General features: G+C 63.8%; 20 protein-coding genes. 9 read left to right on the top strand and 11 right to left on the bottom strand.

Annotated elements, in window-relative coordinates:
• Positions 1 to 46 precede the first annotated feature (46 nt).
• A complete protein-coding gene (locus GM655_RS02035; RefSeq protein ID WP_155432958.1) occupies positions 47 to 2,293 on the top strand; it encodes a putative bifunctional diguanylate cyclase/phosphodiesterase in 2,247 nt (748 codons plus the stop codon).
• Here GM655_RS02035 and GM655_RS02030 read toward each other — a convergent pair.
• A complete protein-coding gene (locus GM655_RS02030; RefSeq protein ID WP_155432957.1) occupies positions 2,290 to 5,769 on the bottom strand; it encodes an EAL domain-containing protein in 3,480 nt (1,159 codons plus the stop codon). The genes GM655_RS02035 and GM655_RS02030 overlap by 4 nt on opposite strands.
• Positions 5,770 to 6,004: 235 nt before the next feature.
• Here GM655_RS02030 and GM655_RS02025 point away from each other — a divergent pair, with 235 nt between their 5' ends.
• From GM655_RS02025 to GM655_RS01990, 8 genes are all read left to right on the top strand, one after another.
• Complete coding sequence (locus GM655_RS02025) at positions 6,005 to 6,754, top strand: substrate-binding periplasmic protein (RefSeq protein ID WP_196308682.1); 750 nt, start codon at positions 6,005 to 6,007, stop codon at positions 6,752 to 6,754.
• Positions 6,755 to 6,888: 134 nt separating this feature from the next.
• The gene (locus GM655_RS02020; RefSeq protein WP_155432955.1) at positions 6,889 to 8,943 is read left to right on the top strand and encodes a sensor histidine kinase; all 2,055 of its coding nucleotides are present in this window, start codon (positions 6,889 to 6,891) and stop codon (positions 8,941 to 8,943) included.
• A 30-nt stretch (positions 8,944 to 8,973) separates the two neighbouring features.
• Positions 8,974 to 9,357, top strand: coding sequence for a hypothetical protein (locus GM655_RS02015; RefSeq protein ID WP_155432954.1), 384 nt, complete (start codon positions 8,974 to 8,976; stop codon positions 9,355 to 9,357).
• Positions 9,358 to 9,548: 191 nt separating this feature from the next.
• The gene (locus GM655_RS02010) at positions 9,549 to 10,343 is read left to right on the top strand and encodes a methionine ABC transporter ATP-binding protein (protein WP_155432953.1); all 795 of its coding nucleotides are present in this window, start codon (positions 9,549 to 9,551) and stop codon (positions 10,341 to 10,343) included.
• Positions 10,336 to 10,998: a methionine ABC transporter permease gene (locus GM655_RS02005; RefSeq protein ID WP_155432952.1), complete on the top strand. Its 663-nt coding sequence runs from the start codon at positions 10,336 to 10,338 to the stop codon at positions 10,996 to 10,998. The genes GM655_RS02010 and GM655_RS02005 overlap by 8 nt, the downstream gene beginning before the upstream one ends.
• Before the next feature lie 44 nt (positions 10,999 to 11,042).
• The gene (locus GM655_RS02000) at positions 11,043 to 11,879 is read left to right on the top strand and encodes a MetQ/NlpA family ABC transporter substrate-binding protein (RefSeq protein ID WP_155432951.1); all 837 of its coding nucleotides are present in this window, start codon (positions 11,043 to 11,045) and stop codon (positions 11,877 to 11,879) included.
• 76 nt (positions 11,880 to 11,955) lie between these two features.
• Positions 11,956 to 12,342, top strand: a complete 387-nt coding sequence (locus tag GM655_RS01995; protein WP_155432950.1) for a DUF2946 domain-containing protein — start codon at positions 11,956 to 11,958, stop codon at positions 12,340 to 12,342.
• Between the two features lie 157 nt (positions 12,343 to 12,499).
• The gene (locus GM655_RS01990) at positions 12,500 to 14,617 is read left to right on the top strand and encodes a TonB-dependent receptor plug domain-containing protein (RefSeq protein WP_155432949.1); all 2,118 of its coding nucleotides are present in this window, start codon (positions 12,500 to 12,502) and stop codon (positions 14,615 to 14,617) included.
• Positions 14,618 to 14,629: 12 nt separating this feature from the next.
• Here GM655_RS01990 and GM655_RS23225 read toward each other — a convergent pair whose 3' ends face one another.
• From GM655_RS23225 to GM655_RS01940, 10 genes are all read right to left on the bottom strand, one after another.
• Complete coding sequence (locus tag GM655_RS23225) at positions 14,630 to 16,099, bottom strand: methyl-accepting chemotaxis protein (protein ID WP_196308681.1); 1,470 nt, start codon at positions 16,097 to 16,099, stop codon at positions 14,630 to 14,632.
• An 89-nt stretch (positions 16,100 to 16,188) separates the two neighbouring features.
• Positions 16,189 to 19,284: a sensor histidine kinase gene (locus GM655_RS01980; protein ID WP_196308680.1), complete on the bottom strand. Its 3,096-nt coding sequence runs from the start codon at positions 19,282 to 19,284 to the stop codon at positions 16,189 to 16,191.
• A 158-nt stretch (positions 19,285 to 19,442) separates the two neighbouring features.
• Positions 19,443 to 20,099: a YoaK family protein gene (locus tag GM655_RS01975; protein ID WP_155432946.1), complete on the bottom strand. Its 657-nt coding sequence runs from the start codon at positions 20,097 to 20,099 to the stop codon at positions 19,443 to 19,445.
• Positions 20,092 to 20,544 (bottom strand): DoxX family protein, encoded by a 453-nt coding sequence (locus GM655_RS01970; RefSeq protein WP_155432945.1) that lies wholly within the window; start codon positions 20,542 to 20,544, stop codon positions 20,092 to 20,094. Before GM655_RS01970 ends, GM655_RS01975 begins: the two co-directional genes overlap by 8 nt.
• Positions 20,545 to 20,551: 7 nt before the next feature.
• Positions 20,552 to 20,704 (bottom strand): XapX domain-containing protein, encoded by a 153-nt coding sequence (locus GM655_RS01965; RefSeq protein WP_155432944.1) that lies wholly within the window; start codon positions 20,702 to 20,704, stop codon positions 20,552 to 20,554.
• A 1-nt stretch (position 20,705) separates the two neighbouring features.
• Positions 20,706 to 20,933, bottom strand: coding sequence for a DUF1427 family protein (locus GM655_RS01960; protein WP_155432943.1), 228 nt, complete (start codon positions 20,931 to 20,933; stop codon positions 20,706 to 20,708).
• A gap of 10 nt (positions 20,934 to 20,943) precedes the next feature.
• Positions 20,944 to 22,797: an amidohydrolase gene (locus GM655_RS01955; protein WP_155432942.1), complete on the bottom strand. Its 1,854-nt coding sequence runs from the start codon at positions 22,795 to 22,797 to the stop codon at positions 20,944 to 20,946.
• Between the two features lie 94 nt (positions 22,798 to 22,891).
• On the bottom strand, positions 22,892 to 23,545 hold the full coding sequence (locus GM655_RS01950) for a hydrolase (RefSeq protein WP_155432941.1): 654 nt from the start codon (positions 23,543 to 23,545) through the stop codon (positions 22,892 to 22,894).
• Positions 23,546 to 23,622: 77 nt separating this feature from the next.
• On the bottom strand, positions 23,623 to 25,059 hold the full coding sequence (locus GM655_RS01945; RefSeq protein ID WP_371866743.1) for a catalase: 1,437 nt from the start codon (positions 25,057 to 25,059) through the stop codon (positions 23,623 to 23,625).
• A gap of 27 nt (positions 25,060 to 25,086) precedes the next feature.
• Positions 25,087 to 25,512, bottom strand: a complete 426-nt coding sequence (locus GM655_RS01940) for a hypothetical protein (RefSeq protein ID WP_229632336.1) — start codon at positions 25,510 to 25,512, stop codon at positions 25,087 to 25,089.
• Between the last annotated feature and the right edge of the window lie 6 nt (positions 25,513 to 25,518).

Genomic DNA, 25,518 nt, shown 5'->3' with positions numbered 1-25,518 from the left:
GCGGACTCCGCACTATAATTCAAGGAATTATTTCCTCGGGGAACGTATGACGGCACTCTTTTACTTCGCTGCAGCGGTAGAGATGGTGGTCGGGATCAGCCTGCTGTTTTCATGGCACCGTAACCGTACTCAAGCCTTTGCGCGCAAACTGGGGCTGTCGTTCTTTGGAGTTGCCGGGTCCATCCTGGCGTTTGCGCTGTTTCAGGATGCCGCCATCCGCAGCCCCGTCAATCTGCTGGTGATCCCGGCACTGGCCAGTTGCAGCCTGTATTTCCTCACCTCGGGCGTGTTCGACCTGATGGACGCCCCGCTACGGGGCTGGCGTGCGCGCCTGCTGGCGCTCTCCCTGTTCAGCCTGATGGTTTCGGTGGCCCTGCAGCCCGAGGCACTGGGTTCGCAGACGGCCGTGGCCCTGATCTATCTGTGCATAGGCTTGCTGGCCACCCGCGTGCTGCGCCATAAATCGCGTCCACACCGGCTGATCGGCCCGCTGCTCCTGCTGCTGGCGGTCCACCCGATGATCTCCGCCAGCGGCGAAGCCCAGGCCATCATGCTGCAGTTTGCCACCGGCGCCGTGCTGCGCACGGCACTGGGCTTTGCCGTGCTGTATGTCTCGCTCGACCTGTCGGCCACGGAATCGTTGCACGCCAGCGAACGCTTTGCGCGCCTGACGGAATATTCGCTGCAGGGCGTGGCCATTATGACCGCCACCGAACTGCTGTATGCCAATCCGGCCACGCTGCGCATCTACGGCGCCGACCATGCACGCCGATTGACCCCGGCATTTCTCGACGAGACCACCCCGACCGAAGAGCGCCAGCGCGTGCTTGCCCTGTTCCCGCAACTGCTGTCCGGCAGCATCGAGCGCACCAGTTGGGAAGGCCAGCGCCAGCGCATCGATGGCAGCCCCTGTTATCTGCACTTCTTTGCCTACCGCGTGCGCTGGGACCAGCAGTTTGCCGTCTGCCTGATGATTACCGATGAAACCGAGCGCGTCGAACAAAGCCGCGCGCTGCTGCACCGCGCCACCCACGATGCGCTGACCGGTCTGCCCAACCGTGGCGCGCTGATGCAGCGGCTGCACGAATATGCGCAGGACCCGGCTGGCCATCCCCACCTCACGCTGTATCTGCTGAATATCGACCGCTTCAAACTGTTCAATACAGCGCACGGCTACAGCAGCGGCGATGAAATCCTCAAAGCCTATGCGCAAGCGATTGCCGCCCTCAGCGAGGGCGTGGGCCAGCTCTACCGCATCGGCATCGACGAATTCATCCTGACCACCAGCCTGCCGGCCAATGCGCCCGATTTGCAGCAACTGGAACAGCAGTTGCTGGCACGTCTGCAGCGCCCGCTGCAGACGCCGCTCGGCGAATTCTATGTCGATACCTCGATCGGCCAGGCCAACTATCCGGCCGATGGCGCGCTGGACGAGTCGCTGCTACGGGCCGGCAACGCGGCCATGCATGTGGCCAAGCGCCATCCGGGCAGCAACATCGTACGGGCCCAGGCCAGCTTCGAACAGGGCAGCAGCGACATGCTGACGCTGGAACAAGCCCTGCGCGCCGGCATCCGCGAACGCCATGTCTATCTGTGCTACCAGCCCAAGGTGGACGCAGCCAGCCAGCGCCTGATCGGCTTCGAAGCGCTGGCGCGCTGGCACCGGCCCGGCATAGGCATGGTCAATCCGCAAGTGTTTATCGCGGCGGCCGAAACCACGGGACTGATCGCCGAACTGGGCACGCTGCTGCTGCGCAGCGCCTGCCAGCAGCAGGCCCGCTGGCTGGCCGCCGGCAAGGCCTGCGTGCCGATCGCCGTGAATGTCTCGCCGCTGCAGTTGCTTAATCCCCAGTTCCCGCGGCTGGTGCTGGACATGCTGCAAGAGTTCCAGTTGGCACCCCGGCTGCTGACGCTGGAAATCACTGAGAGCGCGGCAGTGGAAAACCTCGAGCACACCTGCGCCCAGTTGCGCGAACTGCGCAACGGCGGCATCCACATCGCCATCGACGATTTCGGTACCGGTTTCTCTTCGCTGAGCATGCTGCGCAACCTGCCGCTGGACACCGTCAAGATCGACAAGGCCCTGATCGATCCCCTGCCCGGGCGCGAAGGCCTGGCCATCGTCGAAGCCATCTGCAAGCTGGCCACCGTGCTGGGACTGGCCGTGGTGGCCGAAGGGGTGGAAACCCAGGAGCAGGCCGCCGCCGCCCGGCTGGCCGGCTGCGACGAATTGCAGGGCTATTGCTTCGGCAAACCGATGAACCCGGAAGACGCCGTCCAGTTGCTGGGCTAGGCCGGGCCCGGTTCAGATCCGGCGGGCGCCGGCCATTGCGGCAGCCGGGTCCAGGGCTGCTCGTGGCGCCATTGGTCCAGCCAGTCGAATAGCTGTTCGGCCGGCATGGGACGCGCAATACCATAGCCCTGAGCCAGTTCGCAGCCCAGCTGCAGCAGCGCCGCCCCATGCTCCAGCGTTTCCACGCCTTCGCCGATCACGCTGCGGTGGCAAGCGCCAGCCAGCCGGATGATGCCTTCCACGATGCCGCGGTCATCGGGATCGCTGAGGATGTCGCGGATAAAGCTCTGGTCGATTTTCAGCAAGTCCACCGGTAGCTGGCGCAGATAGGTCAGCGAGGAATAGCCGGTGCCGAAATCATCGAGCGCGAATTGCACGCCCAGCTCACGGCAGCGCAGCAGGATGGCGATTGCCTGTTCCATGTCGGCCAGCGCCGCCGTTTCCAGCACCTCCAGCTCCAGCCGTGCAGGCGGCATATCGGGATGTTCGGCCAGCATGGTCTGCAAATGGCTGACAAAGCTGCCATGCAGCAGATGGTCGGCGCTGATGTTCACGCTGATGCTGACGTCACGGCCTTCGCGCGCCCAGCAGGCGCCCTGTTTGAGTGCCGTGCGCAGCACCCATTCGCCCACCGGCTGTTCCAGCGGGCTGCCATCCACGGCGGGCAGGAAGTGGGCCGGCGACAGCAAGCCCTGTTGCGGATGCTGCCAGCGCAGCAGCGCTTCCACGCCCACCAGCTGGCCCGTGCGCAGATGCACCTTGGGCTGGTAGTACAGCACCAGCTCGTTGTTGTGCAGCGCCTGCTGGATGGCGTCGAGGAAGCGGCGGTGCTCCTGCACCTGCCGGTCCGCTTCGGGGTCGAACAGGTGGTAGCGGTTCTTGCCGGCCTCCTTGGCCAGATACATGGCCTGATCGGCATGGCGCAGCAGCGCATCGGCATCGGAATTATCGGTCGGGTACAGGCTCACGCCTATGCTGGCCGTCACGCTGATGGCTTCCTGCTCCACCTGCACGGGACGGGTGATGGCTTGCAGCACGCGGTCGAGGATCAGCATGCATTCTTCCGGCGAAGCAATATCCGACAGCAGCACCACGAATTCATCGCCGCCCAGCCGCGCCAGCGTGTCCTCGCTGCGCAACATGTGCTGCAGATGGTGCGCCACGCCCACCAGCAGGGTATCGCCGGCAGCATGGCCCAGCCTGTCGTTGACTTGCTTGAAGCCGTCCAGATCGATAAAGCACACGGCCAGTGCACGCCCGCTGCGGGTGGCGCGCGCGATCGCCAGTTCCATGCGGTCCGTCAGCAGGCGGCGATTGGGCGTGCCGGTGAGCGGATCGTAGTGGGCGATGCGGTCGAGTTCCGCTTCATGCGCCTTGAGCTGGCTGATATCGGAGAACACCCCGACATAATGTTCGACCGCGCCCGTACTATTGCGCACGGTGGAGATCGACAGCAGTTCCGCATACAGTTCGCCACTCTTGCGGCGGTTCCAGATTTCGCCGCTCCAGAAGGTTTTCTGCAGCACGGACTCCCACATGGCGCGGTAATACGCCGGGTCCTGCTGGCCGGACGAGAGGATGCTGGGCGAGCGCCCTATCACTTCTTCCGCCGTGTAGCCGGTAATGCGCGTGAAGGCCGGATTGATCTTGGTGATCACGAGATCGGCACTGACCACCATGATGCCTTCGTAACTGCTTTCGAATACGGTGCTGGCTTCGCGCTGGGCCAGTTCGAATTGCTTGCGGTCGGTAATATCGGTATGCGTGCCGGACATGATCAGCGGGCGGCCGTCGGCACTGTACTGGACGATGCGGCCGCGCGTGAGTATCCAGCGCCAGTCACCATCCTTGGTGCGGGCACGGAATTCCGCTTCGTGGCTGCTACTGGTGCCGCTCAGATGGCGCTGGATGGAAGCCATGGTGGCCGGCAGGTCGTCCGGATGGACTAGATTATTCCAGTTGCCGACCGAGATATCCATTTCACCGGCCCGGTAGCCCAGCATTTCTTCCCAGCGCGCGCTGACTTCGAAGTGCTGGGTCTGCATATTCCAGTCCCAATAGCCCTGATCCGAGCCTTCGATCACGCGCGACAGGCGCAGCTGCTGCTCGCGCAGTGCGGCCGCCGCCTGTTTCTTTTCGCTGATATCGGCCAGTATGCCCACCACTCGCGCGACCGAGCCGTCGCTATTGAATTCGGTGGCACGGCCGCGCGTATGCATCCATTTGATTTCGCCGCTGCGCGTCTGCAGACGGAATTCGAAATCCACTGCCGGCGTCAGACCGGCACAATGGGCTTCGATGGCGGCCATGACATGGGGCAGATCGTCCGGATGCACCAGCCGCTTGAAGAAGGCCACATCATGGGTATCTTCCGCCGCCACATAGCCGGTCACGGCATAGTACTGCGGTGAACGGTAGACTTTGCCCGTGCGCAGATCCCAGTCCCACAGGCCGTCGCTGGTGGCTTCGATGGCCATTTCGAAACGCTGCTGGTTAAGGCGGTTCTGCAGCGCCGCCTGCTTGACTTCCGTGATATCGCGCGAAATCCCGAAGATGCCGCCGACCTGACCCAGATGGTTGAGGATGGGGCCCTTGGTAACGGAAAAATCGCGCACGCTGCCGTCAGGCAGGGTCAGGTGCTCCTCGTGCGAGCGGATCGCGCCGCTGGCCATCACCGCATGGTCTTTATCCTTGATGATCTGGGCCGAAACGCTATCGAGCAGCGCATAGTCATCCTGCCCCAGCACCTGCTGCACGGGCCGGCCCAGAAAACCGGCCGTGGCCTGATTGGCCAGCAGGTAGCGGCCCTGCAGGTCTTTGACGAAGATGGCGTCCGAGGTGCCAGAGATTACGGCATCGAGCAACTGGCGTTTCGCTTCGGCCCGGTTGATGGCCTGCTGCAGCATTTCGCTGAGCAGGCTGACGGCCACGCCATTGACCAGCATAAAGCCCCATTGCAGCATGATGTCGGGATTGCCCACATGCCAGTCGAACACGGGCGGGATCAAACAGTATTCGGTACTCAGCGCGGCCAGCGCCGTGGCCAGCAAGCCCGGCCCCATGCCGCCCAGCGTGGCGCTGAGCACGATGGGCAGCATGAACAGGATCAGCATGGGGTCGCGCTGGGTAGTCCAGGCCAGATGCAGGGCCAGCGTACTGAGCGTGATGGCGGCGGCCACCAGATACATGGGCCAGCGGCCGCGCTGCTGGCTCAGCCCGCTGGTAAGTGCATTGATCAAGGTCAGGTTGGCGGGCGCATCGCTGGCCGGAACCGACTTCAGGCCCCAGAAAAACAGGGCCGCCGTGATGACGACGAAAAACACCCCTTTGGCCGTCGATAGCCAGACTACCGCCTGCCAGTCCGTCAGGGCCGCCAGTAACTGGTCGGAAAGGAAGATCCAGAGCAGAGCGCCAACGACGTACAAGGCCGTGACAGAAAAAATGAAACGCTGGCGGGCAGAGGCGGTAAAACGCATGGATTCTCACTGTAGGGCAGGTACACCTGCGGGGCAGCATATCGCAAGCTCGGGGCGATACCAGTGCAGGCCCTTCCAATCTGAACGTTTTGGCGCGATTTGTCTACCAAAATTGCCGTAGTGCCGTTGTAGCCGTGTCAGACTTGCAGCAAGCATGGCACTGACAGCGGATGGTTTACGCTACCATGACCCGCAATTATTGTCGAAATGTGGCATACGTTTACGGAGTCTGGCCATGCGCCGTCTGCTGGCAATCTGCATAGGAAGTCTGGTGAGCGCGCTGGCGCTGGCCGCGCCCATAGAAATCATGGTGGAAGATGCGGCTGCGCCCATGTCCAATCCAGATGGCAGCGGTTATGCCAATGAAATCGTGCTGGCCGCTTTTGCCGCCATGGATACGCCCGTCAAGCTGACGGTGGTGCCTTATGCGCGCTGCAAGAAATACGTACTCAGTGGCGCGGTCGCGGCCTGCCTGAGCATGTCCGATGCGCCCGAGCTGGCCGGCAAGGTGCGGCTATCGGGCCTGCCCCTGTTCTATGCCTATCCGCGCTTCTACTACCACACCAGCCGCCCCGTGGCGGCCCGCACACTGGCCGAGCTGCCAGCCGGTCTGCGCGTCGGCATCGTCAACGGCTATGAGTATCCGCCCGAGATCCTGCGCCTGACGGAACGCGGCATCCATCTGCTGCAAGCCCGTTCGGAAGAAACCAATCTGAAAAAACTGGCGGTCGGCCACATCGATCTGGTGGTCAGCATGATGGATGACTTCAAGACCGACGATGCGCTGATCAGCAAAGCCGGCGTGCAGCAGGTGGTGTTCGCTTTCGAGACCACACCGCAAGGCTCGTATATCGGCTTCAGCAGCCTGCACCCGCAGGGCGAGCAGGCACGCCAGTTATTCAACCGCGGCTATGCGGCCATCGTACTCAATGGCACCCGTGCCGCCATCGAGCGCAAGTGGAAAAACACCCGGCCCTTGTCCTGAAAGACAGTTTGCCGATTTGCTATGTTAGCTGCGAAATAGCAACACCCGGCTAGCTTGCCCGCCTCGCGCTGTTTGGCAGCAAGCGACTTCATGGGATACTCCTTGCACGTGCCAGTGCACCACAAGGTCTCGCCATGTCTGCTTCTGAAATCCGTCCACCGCAAGCGTATGCCGCCACTGGCGCGGCCATCGCCGGGGCGGAGCTACAGTTGCGCACATTGCGGGTCTGCCTGTCCGGCCATGAAATGCTGCATCTGCGTCCCGTGCTGGCCCAGCTACAAACAGCAAAACTCAACGCCTCGCAAAAGCTGGAACTGGAAGCTTTCCAGCTACTGGACCGCGCAGCCAATCTGGAAAACGTGGCCGAAGCCTTGTTGATGCCGGCCAAATCGCTGCAGCTGCAAGCCCAGACCGAGCAGCACCCGCTGGCCCAGGCGGCCGCCTTCCGCGCCCTGCACTGGGTACAAATGCGCATGCGTTTGCACCATGCGGCGCTGGACAGTCTGGCCCGCGCGGCCGAGCTGTACGAACGCTGCGCACTGCCGGAACTGGTGGTGCAGATGAAGGCGGCGCGCTGCCGCGTCATGCTGAGCGCGGAAATGCACGAGGAGCTGCGCCAGTTCTGCGCCACCATGCTGGCCCAGAGCGACACGCTGAGCCCCGCCATCTATACCACGCTGCTCGATTACTCCGCTTCTGCTTCGTATTATCTGGCGCTGGAAGAAGGCAACCCCGTCAAGGCTGACCAGCACTGGAGTGATTGTCTGTCGCGCCGCGTACAGGTGTTGCAGTGCACGCGCAAATTTGGGCTGGAATCGCAGGAATGCGTGGCGCTGCTAAATCTGGCCGTGGTCTCGGCCACGCGCGAGCAGACCAGCGACAGCCGCCACTACATGCAGCAGGTGTATGCCAAATACGGCAACGACGGCTACTGGGAACCGTGGTTGCACCTGTGCCGCCTGCTGATCCAGTGTGCCGAAGGCGAACGCCAGCAAGCCTGGGCCGATCTGCTGGCCTATGACGCCACGCTGGCGCGTGAATCGCTGCACCCTAGCCGGCTGCGCGAAATCAGCCTGTACGCGATCCGCCGCTATGGCCGGCGCTGGGGTTATCTGGAACAGGCGCTGCAAGCGACCATCGATCAGGTGGCGATGGAGCGCTATTACAAGCGCGAGTTGTCCACCTCGCTGGGCGAAACCCTGACGGCCGTGATGGAAAGGCCGCAACTGCTGTACCAGAATGCCCTGCTGGCCCAGCATGGTACGGTGCTGGAGAATTCGCTGGTGCAGCGCAATCAGGAATTGCAGCAGACGCTAGACAGCCTGCAGCGCGAAGTGGCCGTGCGTCAGGCCGCCGAAAAGGCGCTGCAAGCCGCACACGACCGGCTCGAACAGGAAGTGCGCGAACGCACGGCGGCACTGGAACAAGCCATGCACTCGCTGATGCAGCAGGAAAAGCAGTTGGGCCTGTCGCGGCTGGTGGTCGGCATGGCGCACGAACTCAACACCCCGCTCGGCAATGCGCGCGTGGCCGCCAGCGCCATCACCGAGCAGGCCGCCTCGCTGCAGCAGACCATGGCCACGGGCAGCCTGCGCCGCAGCCAGCTCGATCGGGTGCTGGACGATGTGCTACAAGGCGGCGCACTGGTCGACCGCGCCCTGTATCAGATCAGCCAACTGGTGGACCGTTTCAAGAGCCTGTCCGGCGAACCGGCGCAGGAAGTGGCCAGCCGCTTCGACCTGAGCGACCGCCTGCGCTATTGCGCCGACAACTGGCGCCCGCAGTTACACAAGCGCGGCATCACGCTGACGCTGGCCATGCCCGAGCAGCTATGGCTGGTGGGCTATCCGGGCGCCTGCCAGATCGTGTTCCAGCACTTGCTCGACAACTGCCTGATGCACGCATTTGCGCGCCGCACCGGCGGCAACATCGTGGTGCGCACGGCGCTGCAGGAACACACGGTCATCATCGACTGGATAGACGATGGCTGCGGCATCGCGCCCGAGCATCTGTCCCATGTGTTCGAACCCTTCTTCACCACCCAGCTCGGACTGACGGGCACGGGGCTGGGCCTGGCCAGCGTACACAGCATGATAGTCAGCATGATGCGCGGTCAGGTTATACTCGACAGCACACCCGGTATCGGCAGCCATTTCCAGTTACGCCTGCCTGACGGGCTAGATGTCTGATCCACCGTACAGGAAAGAATTAGCACCTTGATGCAGGAATTTGAAAAGTGGCTGGCCAGAGTCCTGTTACTCAATGGCTTGCTGACGCTGGGCGTGTGTCTGGGCTGGCTGGGCGAGCCCCATAGCGGCATGCCGCTGGCGATACTGATAGGCGTGGCCATGCTGGGCATAGCTGCGGCCGCACTGGCCCTCAAGCAGCAGCGGCTGGGCTGGATTGGCGCGCTGCTGTATTACGGCGTGCAGGTGGTCAGCTACTATGCCTACGACGGCAGTGCCCAGTGGGCCGTCAAGGCCGGCGTCAGCCTCGGCATGGTACTGCATCTGGCCAGCGGCATCGTGGTGCTCAACCTGCTCGCGGCCAGCCTGCTGCTGGCCAGCGGCTGGGTGCTGTGGCGCCAGCGCCGGCCTGCCTGAATCTCCCCGCCAGGCCGGCGCATGCTCGTGCATAAACTGCATTTGCTAACGCGAATATCTTCGTTCACGCTGCCGCCCGCGCAGCGCATACTGCCGCACTGATAGCCCGCTGCCACATCCGGCAGCCGGCCGGCCCATGGCTCGCATCGCAGCCATGGGCCACCTTCCCTACACCAGCGCGGCGGGCCACCATGCACAATCTCATCCAGCTACACGGCGTCACTAAAAACTTTGCTCTGCCTGACGGCAGCCCGTATCCGGTTCTGCAGGACGTCAGCCTGTCTATCGCCGCCGGCCAGATCGTCGGTCTGATAGGCCGCAGCGGCGCCGGCAAATCCACCCTGCTGCGCTGCCTCAATCTGCTGGAGCGGCCCGATCGCGGCAGCGTGCAGGTGAACGGACAGGAGCTCACGCGCCTGCCGGCCGCGCAACTGCGCCGCGCGCGCGAACAGATAGGCATGATGTTCCAGCACTACAACCTGCTGCACAATCTGAACGTGTACGACAACGTCGCCTTTCCCCTGCGCCTGCACGAGCGCCTGAATCCGCCGCGGCTGGCCGCACGCGTCAGCGAATGTCTGGACATCGTCGGCCTGAGCGCACGTGCCGGCAGCTATCCGGCCCAGCTATCGGGCGGCCAGAAACAGCGCGTGGCCATCGCCCGCGCTCTGGCCAGCCGCCCCGAAGTGCTGCTGTGCGACGAACCCACTTCCGCGCTCGATGCCGATACCACGCGCAGCATACTGGCCACCCTGCGCAACATCAACCAGACACTGGGCGTCACCATCGTCATCGTCAGCCACGAACTGGCGGCACTGAGCCAGCTGTGTCACCGCATCGTGGTGATGGACGAGGGCCGTATCGCCGAGCAGTTCGATCCGGCCGATACAGCCCGCGTGCGCCACACGGCGCTGGGACGCGAGCTGGCCTTCTACCGCAGCGAAGCGGGTCTGGCCGCCAGCTGGGCGGGAGTGCAGCATGCTTGACACCGTACTCGCGATTGCGCCCGAGCTGTGGCAGGCACTGGGCCAGACCTTGCTGATGCTGGCCATCTGCCTGAGCGTGGCCCTGCTGCTGGGCGGCCCGCTCGGTGTGCTGCTCTTCCTGCTAGGCCCCGGGCAGATCCTGCAGCAGCGCGCGCTGGCCGCGATACTGGGCTGGCTGGTGAATACTTTGCGCTCCTTCCCCTTCATCATCTTGCTGGTGGCGCTGGTGCCGCTGACGCGTTTGATCGTCGGCAGTTCCATCGGCCCGCTGGCCGCCTCGGTACCGCTGGCCTGCGCGGCCGTGCCGTATTTCGCCCGGCTGGTCGAGCAGCAGCTGCATGAAGTGCCGCGCGGCGTACTGGAAGCGGCTGTGGCCATGGGCGCCAGTCCGTGGCAGATCGTGCGCAAGGTGCTGCTGGTGGAAGCGCGTTCCGGTCTGGTCAGCGCCCTCACCGTGCTGGCGATCAGCTTCCTGTCCTACTCGGCCGTGGCCGGCGTGGTGGGTGGCGGCGGCATCGGCGATCTGGCCATACGCTTCGGCTACTACCGCTTCGACACCAGCATGATGGTGTGCACCATCGCCGTGCTGGTGCTGCTGGTGCAACTAATCCAGTTCGGCGGCAGCCGGCTCGCGCGCCGCCTCGACCGGCGCTAAACCCTATCCCATCCCCCCATTGCCTGACTAGACGGAGAACCGCCATGCCATCCCATCGTTCCGTAGTACGCCGCCGTTTGCTCGGCCTTTCGCTGGCCATGCTGGCCAGCCACAACGTGGCCGCGCGCGATCCGCACGAACTGGTCATCGGCACCAGCGTCGGGCCGTATGCCGATCAGGTCAAGTTCGGCATCAAACCTATCCTGGAAAAGCAGGGCTACAAAGTGAAGGTGGTGGAATTCAGCGACTACATCCAGCCCAATTTCGCGCTGGCCGAAGGCGCGCTCGATGCCAACATCTTCCAGCACATCGTCTACCTGCGCCAGTTCGCCAGCGAGCACAAACTCGCGCTCAGCGAGCTGATTACCATTCCCACTGCGCCGATAGCACTGTACAGCAAGAAGCACAAGGCGCTGACCGAAGTGCGCGAAGGTGCGCTGGTCACCATGCCCAACGATCCCACCAATCAGGCCCGCGCACTGGTGCTGCTCGACCAGCTGGGCTGGATACGCCTGCGCCCCCAGATCGATCCGCTGCGCGCTTCCGAAAAGGATATCGCCGTCAACCTCAAGAAGCTCAAGCTGGTGGCGCTGGAAGCGGCCCAGCTACCGCGCTCGCTGCAGGATAGCGACTACGCCTTCGTCAACGGCAATTTCGCACTGGCCTCCGGCCTGAAACTGACCGACGCACTGATCACGGAAAAAATTTCGCCCAACTACATCAATCTGGTGGCCGTGCGCAGTGCCGACAAGGACCAGCCCTATGCGCGCGACATCGCAGCAGCCTACCGCTCGCGCGCCTTCCTCGATTACACCAACCAGCATCTGCAGGGCTATGCCAAGACCGAGTACCAGTTAGCGCAGCAAGCGGCGGCGCGCTAGCGCTGCCCGTCGCCGCGACGGCCGCGCGACACAGTGGTGCGTAGGCTTTCTGGCAAGGCTAGTCTATAATCGGCGCATGAATTTCTTCGCCCAGCGCCGCCTACTGCAAGTATGGATAGTCATGCTGACTTTCCTGTTCGGCCTGGTCGCGCCCAGCATCACGCGCGCGCTCGAATACCAGCAGGGCCGCAGCAGCAGCATCGAAATCTGTACTACCAGCGGCACCAAGCTGATCAAGCTCGATGGCGATGGCCAGCGCGAAAGCACACCCGCCAAAGCCAGCATCGAGCACTGCCTGTACTGCGCCACCCACAGCCCGCTGCTGGCGCTGCCCGCCACAGGCACGCTGGTGCTGCCAGCCGTGAGCGGACGCACGCTCTACCCGGCCCGCTACTACTCGTCAGCCTACACGGCCCACGTTTGGTCGGCCGCAAATCCGCGTGCGCCGCCCGTGCGCGCCTGAGTTCTCCTTTTCCTCCGATTTTTTTTAGCGCTCACTAGCGCCGCGAGTCCGGCGCAGGCTGCTGCACGTCCGTACCTCAGGCCCATAGGCCGGTACGCGGCCGGCCTGCGCGCATCACACAGCAAGCTCGCAGTAACCGATAAGTACCAAGGATATTATGAAGTTCTCTGCACACCCTCTGCATCTGCTGGCCGCCGCCGGCCTGAGTTTTGCCGCCAGCGCCCACGCTCAGACTGAAAGTGATCTACATCAGGAACCGCGCCTGAAAGTGCTCGTCACGGCCATGGCCGAAGGCTTGCCCGCACGCGCGTCCGGCATAGGCGATACCAGCCAACTGCTCAGCGCCATCGCCGGCTATAACGTGGCACAGGGCGGCGGCGTGTCCGGCCTGCCCAGCGTAAATGGTCTGGCTGACGACCGCCTCAAAATCCGCATCGATGGCATGGAAATCACTTCGGCCTGCGCCAACCACATGAATGCTCCGCTGTCCTACATTGATCCCACCCAGGTCGGCCACATCGATGTGCTGGCCGGCGTCACGCCCGTCAGCGCAGGCGGCGACAGCATAGGCGGCACCATCACCGTGCGTTCCGCCGCCCCCGTGTATGCGGACACGGCCGGCGTCCTGCGCAGCAGCGGCAAACTGAGTTTCGCGGGCCGCAGCAATGGCAATGGTCTGAGCAGCGGCATCAGCGCCAGCGTCGCCAGCGATACGCTGAGCGTGGGCTATAACGCCGCCTATGCACGCAGCCATAGCTACCAGGACGGCAGCGGCCAGACCGTGCTGGCCAGCCTGTACGAGAGCATCAATCAGGCCGTGCTGCTGGGCTGGCGCGGCGATGGCCAGCAACTGAGCGTGCGCCTCGGCACCCAGCATATTCCGTATCAGGGCTACCCCAACCAGTACATGGATATGACGGACAATACTGGGCGCTACGGCAACGCCAGCTATCACGCCCGCTACGGCTGGGGCGAGCTCGATGCCAGTGCCTACTGGGAGCGCACCAGCCACGATATGGGTTTCTTCACACCCGAACGGAAAGGCATGATGCCTATGTTGACGCAGGGCCGCAATACCGGCTACAGCCTGAAAGCCAGCCTGCCGCAAGGCGACGGTGCGCTGCTGCGCATCGGTCAGGAATACCATGTGTTCCGGCTCGACGATTACTGGCCAGCCGTTGCCGGTTCCATGATGATGGGGCCGCAGACCTATGTGAATATCAACGGCGGCCAGCGCGACCGGCTGGCCCTGTACGGCGAAGCAGAAACCCAGCATAACGCGCAGTGGACCAGCCTGTTCGGCGCGCGCTGGGAGTCGGTACGCATGGATACGGGCGCCGTGCAGCCTTATGCCAGCAATATGATGAATGCGGCCGATGCGGCCGCCGCCAAAGCGTTCAACGCACGCACACACAAGCTGCGCGACAATAACTACGACCTGACGGCGCTGGCCCGCTACGAGGCCGATGCCGCCAGCAGCTACGAGCTGGCGGCAGCGCGCAAGACCCGTTCGCCCAATCTGTACGAGCGCTACTCTTGGGGACGCGGCAAGATGGCCATGACCATGACCAACTGGTTCGGCGACGGCAACGGTTATGTGGGCAATCTCGACCTGCGGCCCGAAACGGCCTACACGCTGGCCGCCACGGCGCACTGGCATGGCGGCAGCGGCGCGCATAGCTGGTTCGTCAAGTTCAATCCGTATTACAACCGCGTGCAGGACTACATCGATGTGGATGTGCTGGGCCAGTTCAATCCTTACAGCCAGACCGCCGCCCGTGGCGCGCTGCTGCAGTTTGCCAACCACAACGCGCACCTGTACGGCGCCAACCTGAGCTGGCAACTGCCACTGGCAGCACCCGCCGTACTGGGCACCTTGAACCTGAACGGCACGGCCGCCTACAACCGCGGCCAGCGTGCCGATGGCGGCGCGCTGTATCACATCATGCCGCTCAATACCTTGCTGACGCTCGAGCAGCGCAGCGGTGCGTGGACCAACCAGATCGAACTCAAACTGGTCCGACGCAAGACCCAGCTTGATCAGCGCCGCATCGAAGCGGCGACGGCCGGCTATGGCTTGCTGGCTTTGCACACGCGCTACCAGCTAGGCAAACAGCTGCAGCTGAACGCGGGCATCAGCAATCTGCTCGATAAGACCTATGCCGATCCGCTGTCCGGCGTCTATCTGTCCGGCCTGCGTGCCACAGGCGGCAGCCTGCACGCGCTGCCCGGCATGGGCCGCTCCTTCGATGCAGGGCTCAGCTACAGCTTCTAGGCGGCGCTGCTGCTAGCTGGCTGCGAGAGCCAGACGGGGGGCGCTGGCCGCCGCCGCGTTCTGGCGCTCGCCCAGCTTGAAGGCGGCCACCAGTGCCGCCAGATGTTGGGCTTCCTGTGCCAGCGCATCGGCCGCTGCAGCATCTTCTTCCACCAGCGCGGCATTCTGCTGGGTGGTTTCATCAAACGCCACGATCGCATGGTTGATCCGTTCTATGCCTTCGTTCTGCTCCTGATTGGCATTACTCATTTCACCCATGATGGCCGTCACGCGCTGCACGCTGCTGACCACTTCCAGCATGGTGCTGCCGGCGCCATCGACCAGCCGGCTGCCGCTTTCCACCGTCTGCACGGTGTTGTTGATCAGCTCCTTGATTTCCTTGGCCGCCGCCGCAGAGCGGTGCGCCAGATTGCGTACCTCGGTTGCCACCACGGCGAAGCCGCGCCCCTGCTCGCCCGCGCGCGCCGCTTCCACCGCGGCGTTCAAGGCCAGGATATTGGTCTGGAAGGCGATGCCATCGATGACGCTGATGATGTCGACGATCTGGCGCGAGGAAGCATTGATCACGCCCATGGTATCGACCACCTGCCGCACTGCCTCGCCACCACGCTCGGCGATCTGCGAAGCGCTCTGCGCCAACGCATTGGCCTGGCGTGCACTCTCGTTATTCTGCCGCACCATGGCCGCCAGCCGCGCCATCGAGGTAGCCGTCTGCTCCACGCTACTGGCCTGACGCTCGGTGCGGCGCGACAGTTCGGCATTCCCGTGCGCGATCTCGCCCGACGCAGCAGCAATGGCATCGGCCCCGGCGCGTACCCCGCCTATGGTGTCGCGCATGGTGGTCAGCATTTCCACCAGCTTGCTCGCTAACCGGCTGCGCGGGCTGGTTTCCGCTGCCGACAGATCGATGCGCCCTTCGATGGCGGCCAGCGCTGCCACTATGCTTTCCAGCTCGGCCGCCTGGCAGGCCGCACGGCGCAGGATCAGGGCCAGATGGATCAGCACTGCCGACTCCACTACCACATAGGCCGCATGGATGAACACCGTGGAGAGCTGCGGACGGGTAAAGCACATCACGCCATAGCCCCATTCCTGCAGATAGTGGAAACTCAGGTGGTGCACGGCAATCACGGCCGCCGCCACCACGATGGGGCGCCAGTCGCGGTAGGCCAGCAGAAAAGCCAGATAGACGAAGATACCGAAGTGCAGCTCCGTCAGGCCCGCGCCCTGATGGATGTTCAGCGCCGCGAATACCATCAGCGCCAGCGCGATGATGCAGCGCGTCAGCAAGGCGCCGGGCGCGTTGAAGTGCAACAGGGCGGGAATGGCGGCGCTGGGCACGCCGATCAGCAGGGCCAGGCCCCAGGTCTGGTTCAGGCCTGCCAGCGCAAACGAGAACAGCAGCAAGGCGCCCAGTACGCCCAGCATAATCTTGTCGGCCTGCTCGGCGATGGCTTGCAACGGATCATAACGCTCTTGCATGAAATACTCCCGATGTGAGATCTGAAGAATTACCGCGACGCTAGTCTGCTTGCGCGATGATATGCCAGAGTTCTCTGATCGGAAAGTATTTATTTGCCCCGTGCCAGTCGGCGCAACAGGCCGCGCCACCATGCCCGTTGCGGCACTGTCGCCGGCACGGATGGCCCGTGTTTGTCCGGCTGGGCCGTAGCCAGTGTCATGCTTAGCCTAAGTTCCATGCGAGTGCCCTGCCCCGCTGCCGAATCGAGGCGGAACTGGGCGCCCATGGCTTCGGCCCTTTCGCGCATGCCCACCAGCCCCCAGTGCCCTTCGCGCTGGCCGGCCTGGGCCACGTGACAGGGCAGCCCCTGGCCGTTATCGCTGACCCGCACGGTGAAGTAATCGCGCTGGTAATCGAGTTCCAGCACCACCATGCTGGCCTTGGCGTGGCGCGCCGCATTGAGCAGCGCTTCACGGGCGATGGCATGCACCTCATTGCGCACGGCATCGCACAGCACCCGCGGTTTGCCCAGCACGCGCATGGTGAAGTGATCGTGCAGCAGCACGCGGCCATATTGCTGCAGCGCCTGTTCCAGCTGGTCCGGTATGGCTTCGCTGCGCAGGTCCATGATGTGCTCGCGCCCTTCCACCATCAGCTGGTCGGCCAGATCCAGCGTCTGTTCCAGCTTGGCCCGTTCTTCCGAATCGCTGGGCAGGCGCCGCGCCTGACTGTCAAAATACATGATCAGGCCCTGCACGCTTTGCAGCAGCGTGTCATGCAGGCCGCGTGCTATGCGCGCACGCTCGGCCAGCCGTTCGTGCATCAGGTCCTGCATATGCGCCGTCAGGTAGCGCACCCGCAGCAGGTAGAAAATATACAGCAGCACCAGCGCGGCACCGGCCAGCAGCAGGTAGAACAGCGCCGTCTCCGTGAAGGCTGGCGCGATATTCAGCCACACGTCGGCGCCCTGCTCGTTCCACACCCCGTCTTCATTGGCGGCCTTGACGACGAAGCGGTAACTGCCCGGCGCCAGATTGGTGTAGAACGCTTCGCGCCGGCCCTGCGGGTCTTGCCAGTCCTTGTCATAGCCCTGCAACTGGTAGCGGAACGCCACCCGCTCCGGCATGTTCAGGCTCAGTGCCGTGAAATTGAAACGCACGTCGCGCTGGTCCTGCGGCAGCTGCACGGCCGCACCGGCCGGATAATCCAGCCCGCCCGCATGGATGCTGGTGATCTGCACCGACGGCGCCAGCGGGTTGCGGGCGATATGGCGCGGATCGAGGCTGGCCACTTCGCTGGCCGTGGAGAACCACAACCGCCCCGTGCTGTCCTCCAGTACAGTGGAAAGGGGGCGGAACTGGCCCGGCAAACCGAGCAGGCCATCGAGCGCATTGAACTGTTCGGCCGCCACAGTCTGTTCCGGCTGGGCCAGCAGACGCCGCACATCGGCTGCGTCTATGCGGGTAATTCCGCTCGCGCCATGCAGCCACAGCTCGCCGTCGGCCGTGCGCACGATGCCGGAAACGCCGCGCAAGCCTATCGCCACGCCGCCCGCTGCCAGATGGACAGGCATGAAGTGCAGCGGCTGGCGTTTCAGGTCCAGCAAGGCCAGCCCCGTTTCACCGCCCAGCCACAGGTGATCGCCATCCACCAGTAGAGCCAGCACATTGCCCAGCGCCAGGCCTTGCACGGGGCCATATAGCTGCACTGTGCGGCCGTCTATCATCGCCACCTGATTGCGCAGATAGCCGACCCAGACCCGGCCCGCACCATCTTTGGCCAGACACATGGCCATGTCGTCCAGCAGGCCATCCAGCCCGCCATGCTTGCGCCATTGGCCGTCCTCGATGCGGTACAGGCCTTTGCGCCCTATCGATACCCACATCTGCCGGGCCGGATCATGCACCATGGCCTGCACGGGGAAGCTGGCCAGTTCGGCCGGCATGGGCGTGCGGCTGTACTGGGCCGGTCCGTTGCGGCGCCACAGCCCGTCGCCATTGCCCAGCCAGACGGTGCCCTGCTCATCGCGGTAGGCGCTATCGAAATTGCCGGGCAGCTCGGGCTCGGCACTGCCATCGGGCCGGTAGCGCCGCAGCGGCGTGGCCGAATCAGAAATCAGCATTTCGCCATTGCCGACGCTGACCATCATCGGCTGGTCGAACGGCACGGCCACCGGCATCACCTGCAGCCGGTTGCGCCGCAAACGGTCGATGCCGTTCGACGTGCCTATCCAGATACTGCCTTCGCGATCCTGAAAAAACGTCTGCGGCAGCGGGCCGCTCATGCCGTTTTCCTTGGTTAGCTGCTGGGCCGGCGCCACCGTCGCGCTGCCCGGCTGCAGATGGCGCAGCAGCGCATGGAAGCGCAAGGTCCACATGCCGCCGGCGCGGTCGAAATGGATGCCATTGCCTTCCACTTCGGCGCGCGCAGGCGTATTGCCGGCCGGTGCTGTCATGCTCATGCGGTAGCATTTGCTCAGGCCATCGCAAGCCCACATGGTGCCATCCGGTCCTTGCGCCATGCCCATCAGGTCCAGCCGCGGCCAGGCCTGCGTGTAGCGGCTCGCGCCCGGGGCACGGAAATACACACCGCCCTGGGCCGACACCCACTGCACACCGGCGCGGTCGAATACGATCTGGCGCACCAGCGTATGGGCCAGCCCCGACGCTGCATCGGGCGTGGTAAAGCGCTGCGCACCGGGCGCCAGACTGGCCATACTGGCACTGGTGGCCACCCATACCGTGCCATCCGGCCCCTGCGTGATACTCCATACGGCACTATCGGGCACGCCCTGCTCGGGACCGAAATGGCGCACGCCGTGCTTGCCGAACACGCTCAGGCCACCGAGCCGGTAGCCCACCCACAGGCTGCCATCGGCCGGTGCCAGCAAGCCCATCACATTGCTCGAGCGTAGTGCCTGCCCATACACCTTATCCATCCGTTCGAAATGCACACCATCGAAGCGGAACAGGCCTGTAGGCGTAGCCGCCCACAGCCAGCCATCGCTGGTCTGGGCGATCTTGTGCACATCGACAGGGGCGCCGTTCAGGCCATTCCACGCAGTATGGGTGTAATCAGATAGCAGCGGGCTGGGCGGAGTGACCAGCGCGGCAGCTGCCTGCGCGGGCGGGTGCGCCAGCCACAGGGCCACACTGCACGCCACCAAACCGCGGCGCAACGCGGCCCGCATTTTTGCAAAATACACAAACATTCCTCTGGGCATTATAGAAATGACAGTGTAACCAGAAATATAAGAAGGTGAAGAGCTGACGGCTATGACTTTTTTCACGCCATCAGCCTGCGAGCATCATCAGCGGTTGAGGCCGGCAGCAGGATCAGCGCTGTAAAATCAACGCTACAGCATCAGCACTGCGCCGCCAGCAGCACGCCCAGTATGGCCACCGGCAAGAGCACGGCATAAAAGCCGGCCCAATGGTAGGCAAACGCGCCATGAATGGCACCGAGGCCAAAGGCCAGCACGGGCCAGAGGAATTTCCACAGCCGCGACAGCGTGCCCGGCGCCGCACTGGCGCGCGCCAGATCGACCAGATCGATCACCAGCTGGGTCACATTCCCCGTCATCACGGTGGTCGGTGCCAGCTCGCTCCAGACCAGCCGGCTGGCCGCATTCTGCACGCCCATCGCCGCAGCACCGGCCATGCCGGCCAGCAGCGGCAGCAACGCGTCCGTCTGCTGCACGGGCGTGGCGGCCCGGCCCAGCAGCATGAAGGCCAGCAGCAGCACGAGCTGCAGCAGCGTCAGCGCCCGCGCCGCCGGACGCTGGCGCGCTTCCAGCCACACGGCCAGCAAGCGCGCTGCCGCCACCGCAAGGATGAAGGCGGGAAAGGCCAGCAGCTTGATCAGCACACCATGGCCAGGCCGCGCCAGCTCGCTGCCTATCAGCACGAAGTTCCCTGTAACGTGGGCCGTGAACAGACCGAACAGGGCAACAAAGCCCACCGTGTCCACATAGCCTGCCGTGTAGCCGAGCGCCACACCGAGCGCGTGCCGGCTAGCCATGGGCAGCACCGCCAGACGGTGGCTGGGCAGCGGGCAGCGATCCCATACGCAGCAGCGCGGGCAAGGTATAGCGCCCTGCACCGGCCACGCTGATGCTGGCAAAGATCACCAGCAGCAGCCAGCCGAACTGGCCATCGGCCAGACTCCAGTCCGGATGTACGGCCAGCATGGACACCAGCAGCAGCACCAGTATGGGTAAGCAGGCCAGCCGCGTGAGCACACCGGCCGCTATCGCCAGCGGGCACGCCACCTCGGCCAGCAAGGCCAGCCACAGGGTCAGCCCACGCCCGATATGCAGCGGATCGTCGATGTGTGCCAGTTCACCCGCGTAGTGCTGCAGCTTGGGCAGGCCGTGCACCGTCAGCAGCAGCACGGCGCCACCGAGGCGCAACAGCAGCAGGCCCAGATCGGGCTGGGGTGCCAGCCACGGGAATGATTTCAGCATGGCGTCCTCACAGCAGCTGGGCGGCGGCCAGATAGCCGGCCGTCATGGCCACCACCAGCAGTGCGCCGATGGGCGTGGGCGGGGCCGGTGAAGGAATATCGAGCCAGCGGCACAGGCCACCGATGGCCAGTCCCAGTAGAACTCCTAGCAGCAGTCCCATTTCAACCCTCCTTGCCCGTGCTGATGGCATGGCCGCCGCACAGGCTTTTATGGCGCGCTGCGCAGTGGCGCATGGAACGGTCCACCAGCCAGTAACCTACGCTCATGGCAAACACCAGCAGCGCTCCGCTCAGCACGGGCGGCGACGGTACGGGAATGTGCAGCAACTGGCAGCCGGCACCGGTGATGAACGAGATCACCAGCCCCAGTAACACTTTGGCATACGACATAGCCCCTCCGTCAGAAAGCAAAGCAGCTGCAGCCGAACGCGCCCCAGAAACCGGCGTAGTCGGATACCGGCACTTTGGAGCGGCGCGCCACATCATGCTGGTGCGCGTGCACGCCGCAGGCACCGCGGCACTGGTGCGCCAGAGCCGGTGTGGCCTGGGACGAATACACGGCGCGGTAATGGCCGCTGACTTTGCTCACGGGCGACCACTCGGGCAGCACGGGCAAGGCCGGCGGACCGAGCGGGCCGAATTCGGCTGCGCCATACACGATCTTGCCGTCGACGATGGTGAGCACGGATTCGATATCCTTGATGCAGCCTTCCGGCACGCTGAAGTAATCGGCCGACAGCACGGCCAGATCGGCCAGTTGGCCTTGCTTGATCTGGCCTTTTTTGCCTTGCTCGTTGGAGAACCAGCTACTGCCCCGGGTCCACAGTTCCAGCGCTGCGTCGCGCGACAGGCGGGCGTTCACGCCGGCGATGCGCAAGCCGCCCACGGTGCAGCCGGATACCAGCCAGTACAGCGCCGTCCACGGGTTGTAGCTGGCCACACGGGTAGCATCCGTGCCGGCACCGACCGGCACGCCCATTTCCAGCATCTTGGCCACGGGCGGCGTGGCGCTGGCCGCTTCGGCGCCATAGCGTTCGACGAAGTACTCGCCCTGGAAGGCCATGCGGTGCTGGATAGCGATGCCGCCGCCGAGTGCGCGCACGCGTTCGATATTGCGCTCGGAGATAGTCTCGGCGTGGTCGAACATCCAGTGCAGGCCATCGAAAGGAATCTCGCGGTTGACCTTTTCGAACACGTCCAGCATGCGGCTGATCGATTCGTCATACGTGGCGTGCAGGCGGAAGGGCCAGCGCTGGCTGACCAGATGGCGCACGACTTTTTCCAGTTCATCTTCCATGCCGGCCGCCAGATCGGGGCGCGGCTCGAGGAAGTCTTCAAAGTCGGCGGCCGAGAACACCAGCATTTCACCGGCGCCGTTGTGGCGGTAGAAATCGCTGCCATCGCCAGGCTTGACCATCTCGCTCCAGCGCTCGAAGTCCTGCAACTCCTGCCCCTTGTTCTGGGTGAACAAGTTGTAGGCAATGCGCACGGTGAGCTGCTGCTCGCGCGCCAGCCGGTCGATGATGGCGTAGTCTTCCGGGTAGTTCTGGAAGCCGCCGCCCGCATCGATGGCGCTGGTCAGACCCAGCCGGTTCAGTTCGCGCATGAACTGGCGCGTGGAATTGACCTGCATTTCCAGCGGCAGCTTGGGGCCTTTGGCCAGCGTGGCGTACAGGATCATGGCATTCGGACGCGCGATCAACATGCCGGTAGGGTTGCCGGACGCATCGCGCTGAATTTCGCCGCCGGGTGGATTCGGCGTGTCCTTGCTATAACCCACCGCGCGCAAGGCAGCGCGGTTGAGCAGAGCGCGGTCGTACAGGTGCAGGATGAACACGGGCGTATCGGGCGCCGCTGCGTTGATTTCATCGAGCGTCGGCATGCGCTGCTCGGCAAACTGGAATTCAGTCCAGCCGCCCACCACGCGCACCCACTGCGGCGACGGCGTGCGCAAAGCCTGCTGCTTGAGCATACGCAGCGCATCGGCCAGCGAAGGCACGCCTTCCCAGCGCAGTTCGAGATTGTAATTGAGTCCGCCGCGGATCAGATGGATGTGGGAATCGTTCAAGCCGGGGATCACGCAGCGTTTCTGCAGGTCGATCACGCGGGTCTGCTCGGTCAGCAAGCGCATGATGCTGGCGTCGTCGCCGACGGCGAGGAATTTGCCATCCTTGATGGCGACGGCCGTGGCCAGTGGCTGGCTGCGGTCCACGGTGTGGAACTGGCCGTTATGGAGTATCAGGTCTGCGGACATGGGGGGCCTTCCGGTATTCGGGGTGCGGAAGCGGCCAGCCTACGCGCTGGCCACTTCCAGTCTAACAAGCTAAAGAACGCACTAGCAGCGCAGATTAATGACCTTCGCTGGCGTTGAACATGCTCTTGGCATAGATCAGGCCCAGTCCATAGCCGCCACCATGGGTCACGGCCGTGGCCACGGTCTGGTTGTAGGTCTCGCCACGGGCCCAGTCGCGCTGCAGTTCCAGCAGATATTGCAGCGACGTCATCGGACGGGCGCCCATCTGGATCATGCGTTCCATCGCGCGTTCATGCGCTTCGTCGGACACGTCGCCGCAGGCATCGGCGATCACATACACTTCGAAGCCCTGTTCCAGTGCCGAGATAGCCGGGCCGACGATGCACACCGAAGTCCACAGGCCGGCCAGCACGATACGGTCCTTGCCTTTGGCGTTCACCACTTCGGCGATGCGGCCATCTTCCCAGGTATTCATGGTGGTACGGTCGATGATGTGCTCATCAGGGAACACGCTCTTGATTTCTTCGAAGATGGGGCCGGAGAAGGATTTTTCTGCCACCGTGGTCAGGATGGTCGCCACCTTGAATTCCTTGGCGGCCTTGGCCACCAGGGCAGCGTTGTTACGCAGCGCCACCGGATCGATGGATTTGGTGGCGAAGGCCATCTGTGGCTGGTGGTCGATCATGATCAGGGTGTGGTTGATCGGGTTCAGCAGGGCTTTGCCGGCTTCGGCTTTTGCGATAGGCATGATGTTTTCCTTGGTTGGGGTGGGTGAATCAAATATAAGAACTGCTTATACACACTGGGCTTGCTGCGTACCAGGACCTAGCGTTCGAGGGCGGCCAGCGCCGCCGCAACGCCGGCACCGTAGGCCGGATCAGCCAGCGTGCAATGGCTGATATGGCGTTGCTGGATCTCGCTCGCCACGCCATGCAGCGAGCGTGCCGTGTTGTCGAACAGGGCCTGTCGCTGCTCCGCATTAAACAGGCGGAATAGCGCGCCGGGCTGGCTGTAATAGTCTTCGTCGACGTGGTGATCCCAGTGGCCGGCTGCGCCCTGCAGCGCCAGCAGCGGCTCGACAAACTCGGGCTGCTGCTGCCATGCGCCGCGCGAATTGGGCTCGTAGCCGACCGTGCTGCCGTAGTTGCCATCGACCCGGCCCGCACCGTCGCGGTGGTAGCTGTGGAACGGGCACTTGGGTGCGTTGACGGGAATCTGGTGGTGGTTCACACCGAGCCGGTAACGCTGCGCATCGCCATAGGCAAACAGGCGCGATTGCAGCATGCGGTCGGGCGAGAAACCGATGCCGGGCACCACATTGGCGGGCGAGAAGGCCGACTGCTCGACGTCGGCGAAATAGTTATCGGGATTGCGGTTCAGTTCCAGCACGCCCACTTCGATCAGCGGATAGTCCTTATGCGGCCAGACTTTGCTCAGATCGAAAGGGTTGAGGTGGTAGTTGGCCGCGTCGTGCTCCGGCATCACCTGTATCTTCAGCACCCAGCGCGGGAAATCGCCATGCTCGATGCTGTGGTACAGATCGCGCTGTGCGCTTTCGCGGTCCTGCCCTATCAGCTGCTGGGCTTCGGCATCGGTCAGGTTGATGATGCCCTGCTGGCAGATGAAGTGGAACTTGACCCAGAAGCGCTGGTTGCTGGCATTGAGCAGGCTGAAAGTGTGGCTGCCAAAACCGTGCATGTGACGGTAGCTGGCAGGGATGCCGCGCTCGCTCATCACGATGGTAATCTGGTGCAGCGCTTCCGGCATCAGGGTCCAGTAGTCCCAGTTGTTGTCGGCGCTGCGCAGATTGCTGCGCGGGTCGCGTTTCACCGCATGGTTCAAGTCCGGAAACTTGAGCGGGTCGCGCATGAAGAACACGGGCGTGTTATTGCCCACCACGTCCCAGTTGCCCTGCTCCGTGTAGAACTTGACGGCAAAGCCGCGGATATCACGCTCGGCATCGGCCGCACCGCGTTCGCCCGCCACGGTGGAAAAGCGCATGAAGATATCGGTCTGCTTGCCCACTTCGGCAAACAGCGCGGCTTTGCTATACGCCGAAATATCGTGCGTGACCGTGAAGGTGCCGAAAGCGCCGGAGCCCTTGGCATGCATGCGCCGCTCGGGAATCACTTCGCGGTTGAAGTGGGCCATTTTTTCCAGATGCCATACATCCTGCAGCAGCAGCGGGCCACGCGGGCCGGCACTCTGGGTATTCTGGTTATCGGCTACCGGTGCGCCGGCGGCCGTGGTCAGGGAAGTGATCAATTTAGTCATCATCATTCTCGCTTATCAGATTTCGTCATCAGGGCGCCCGTCCGTGCTGGCGGCTGCGGCAGACTCGCCATCCCGCACTACGATCAGGCGGCGGCCGAACAGCTGCGCGTCGAGCGAATACGCCCCGGGCCCCAGCAAGGCCAGCGCCACACTGTTGGCGATGATCAGTCCATACATCACCAGCACAGGCGGCGGCGCCGACCAGTGGTCCAGCAGGCAGTAGCTCGCCACGGCCGCATACAGCAGCGCCAGCACGGGCGTGGCGATGCCGATACACAGCAGCACGGCCATCAACTGGGCCAGCCAGCTCATCAGCGTGCCCAGTACGGGCCGGGCGCAGGTGCCGCCGACGGCCATCAGCTGCAGGGCCACCACTACCCGCAGGATCAGCAATCCTGCCCCGGCCCTGCCGGCCGGGAACATGGCATACAGTCTTTGCATGGACGT

This window comes from Pseudoduganella danionis (assembly GCF_009720775.1).
GTDB lineage: Bacteria > Pseudomonadota > Gammaproteobacteria > Burkholderiales > Burkholderiaceae_D > Rugamonas > Rugamonas danionis.
Note: the sequence above shows the minus strand (reverse complement) of the source record. Positions and strands in the feature narration are given on the sequence as shown.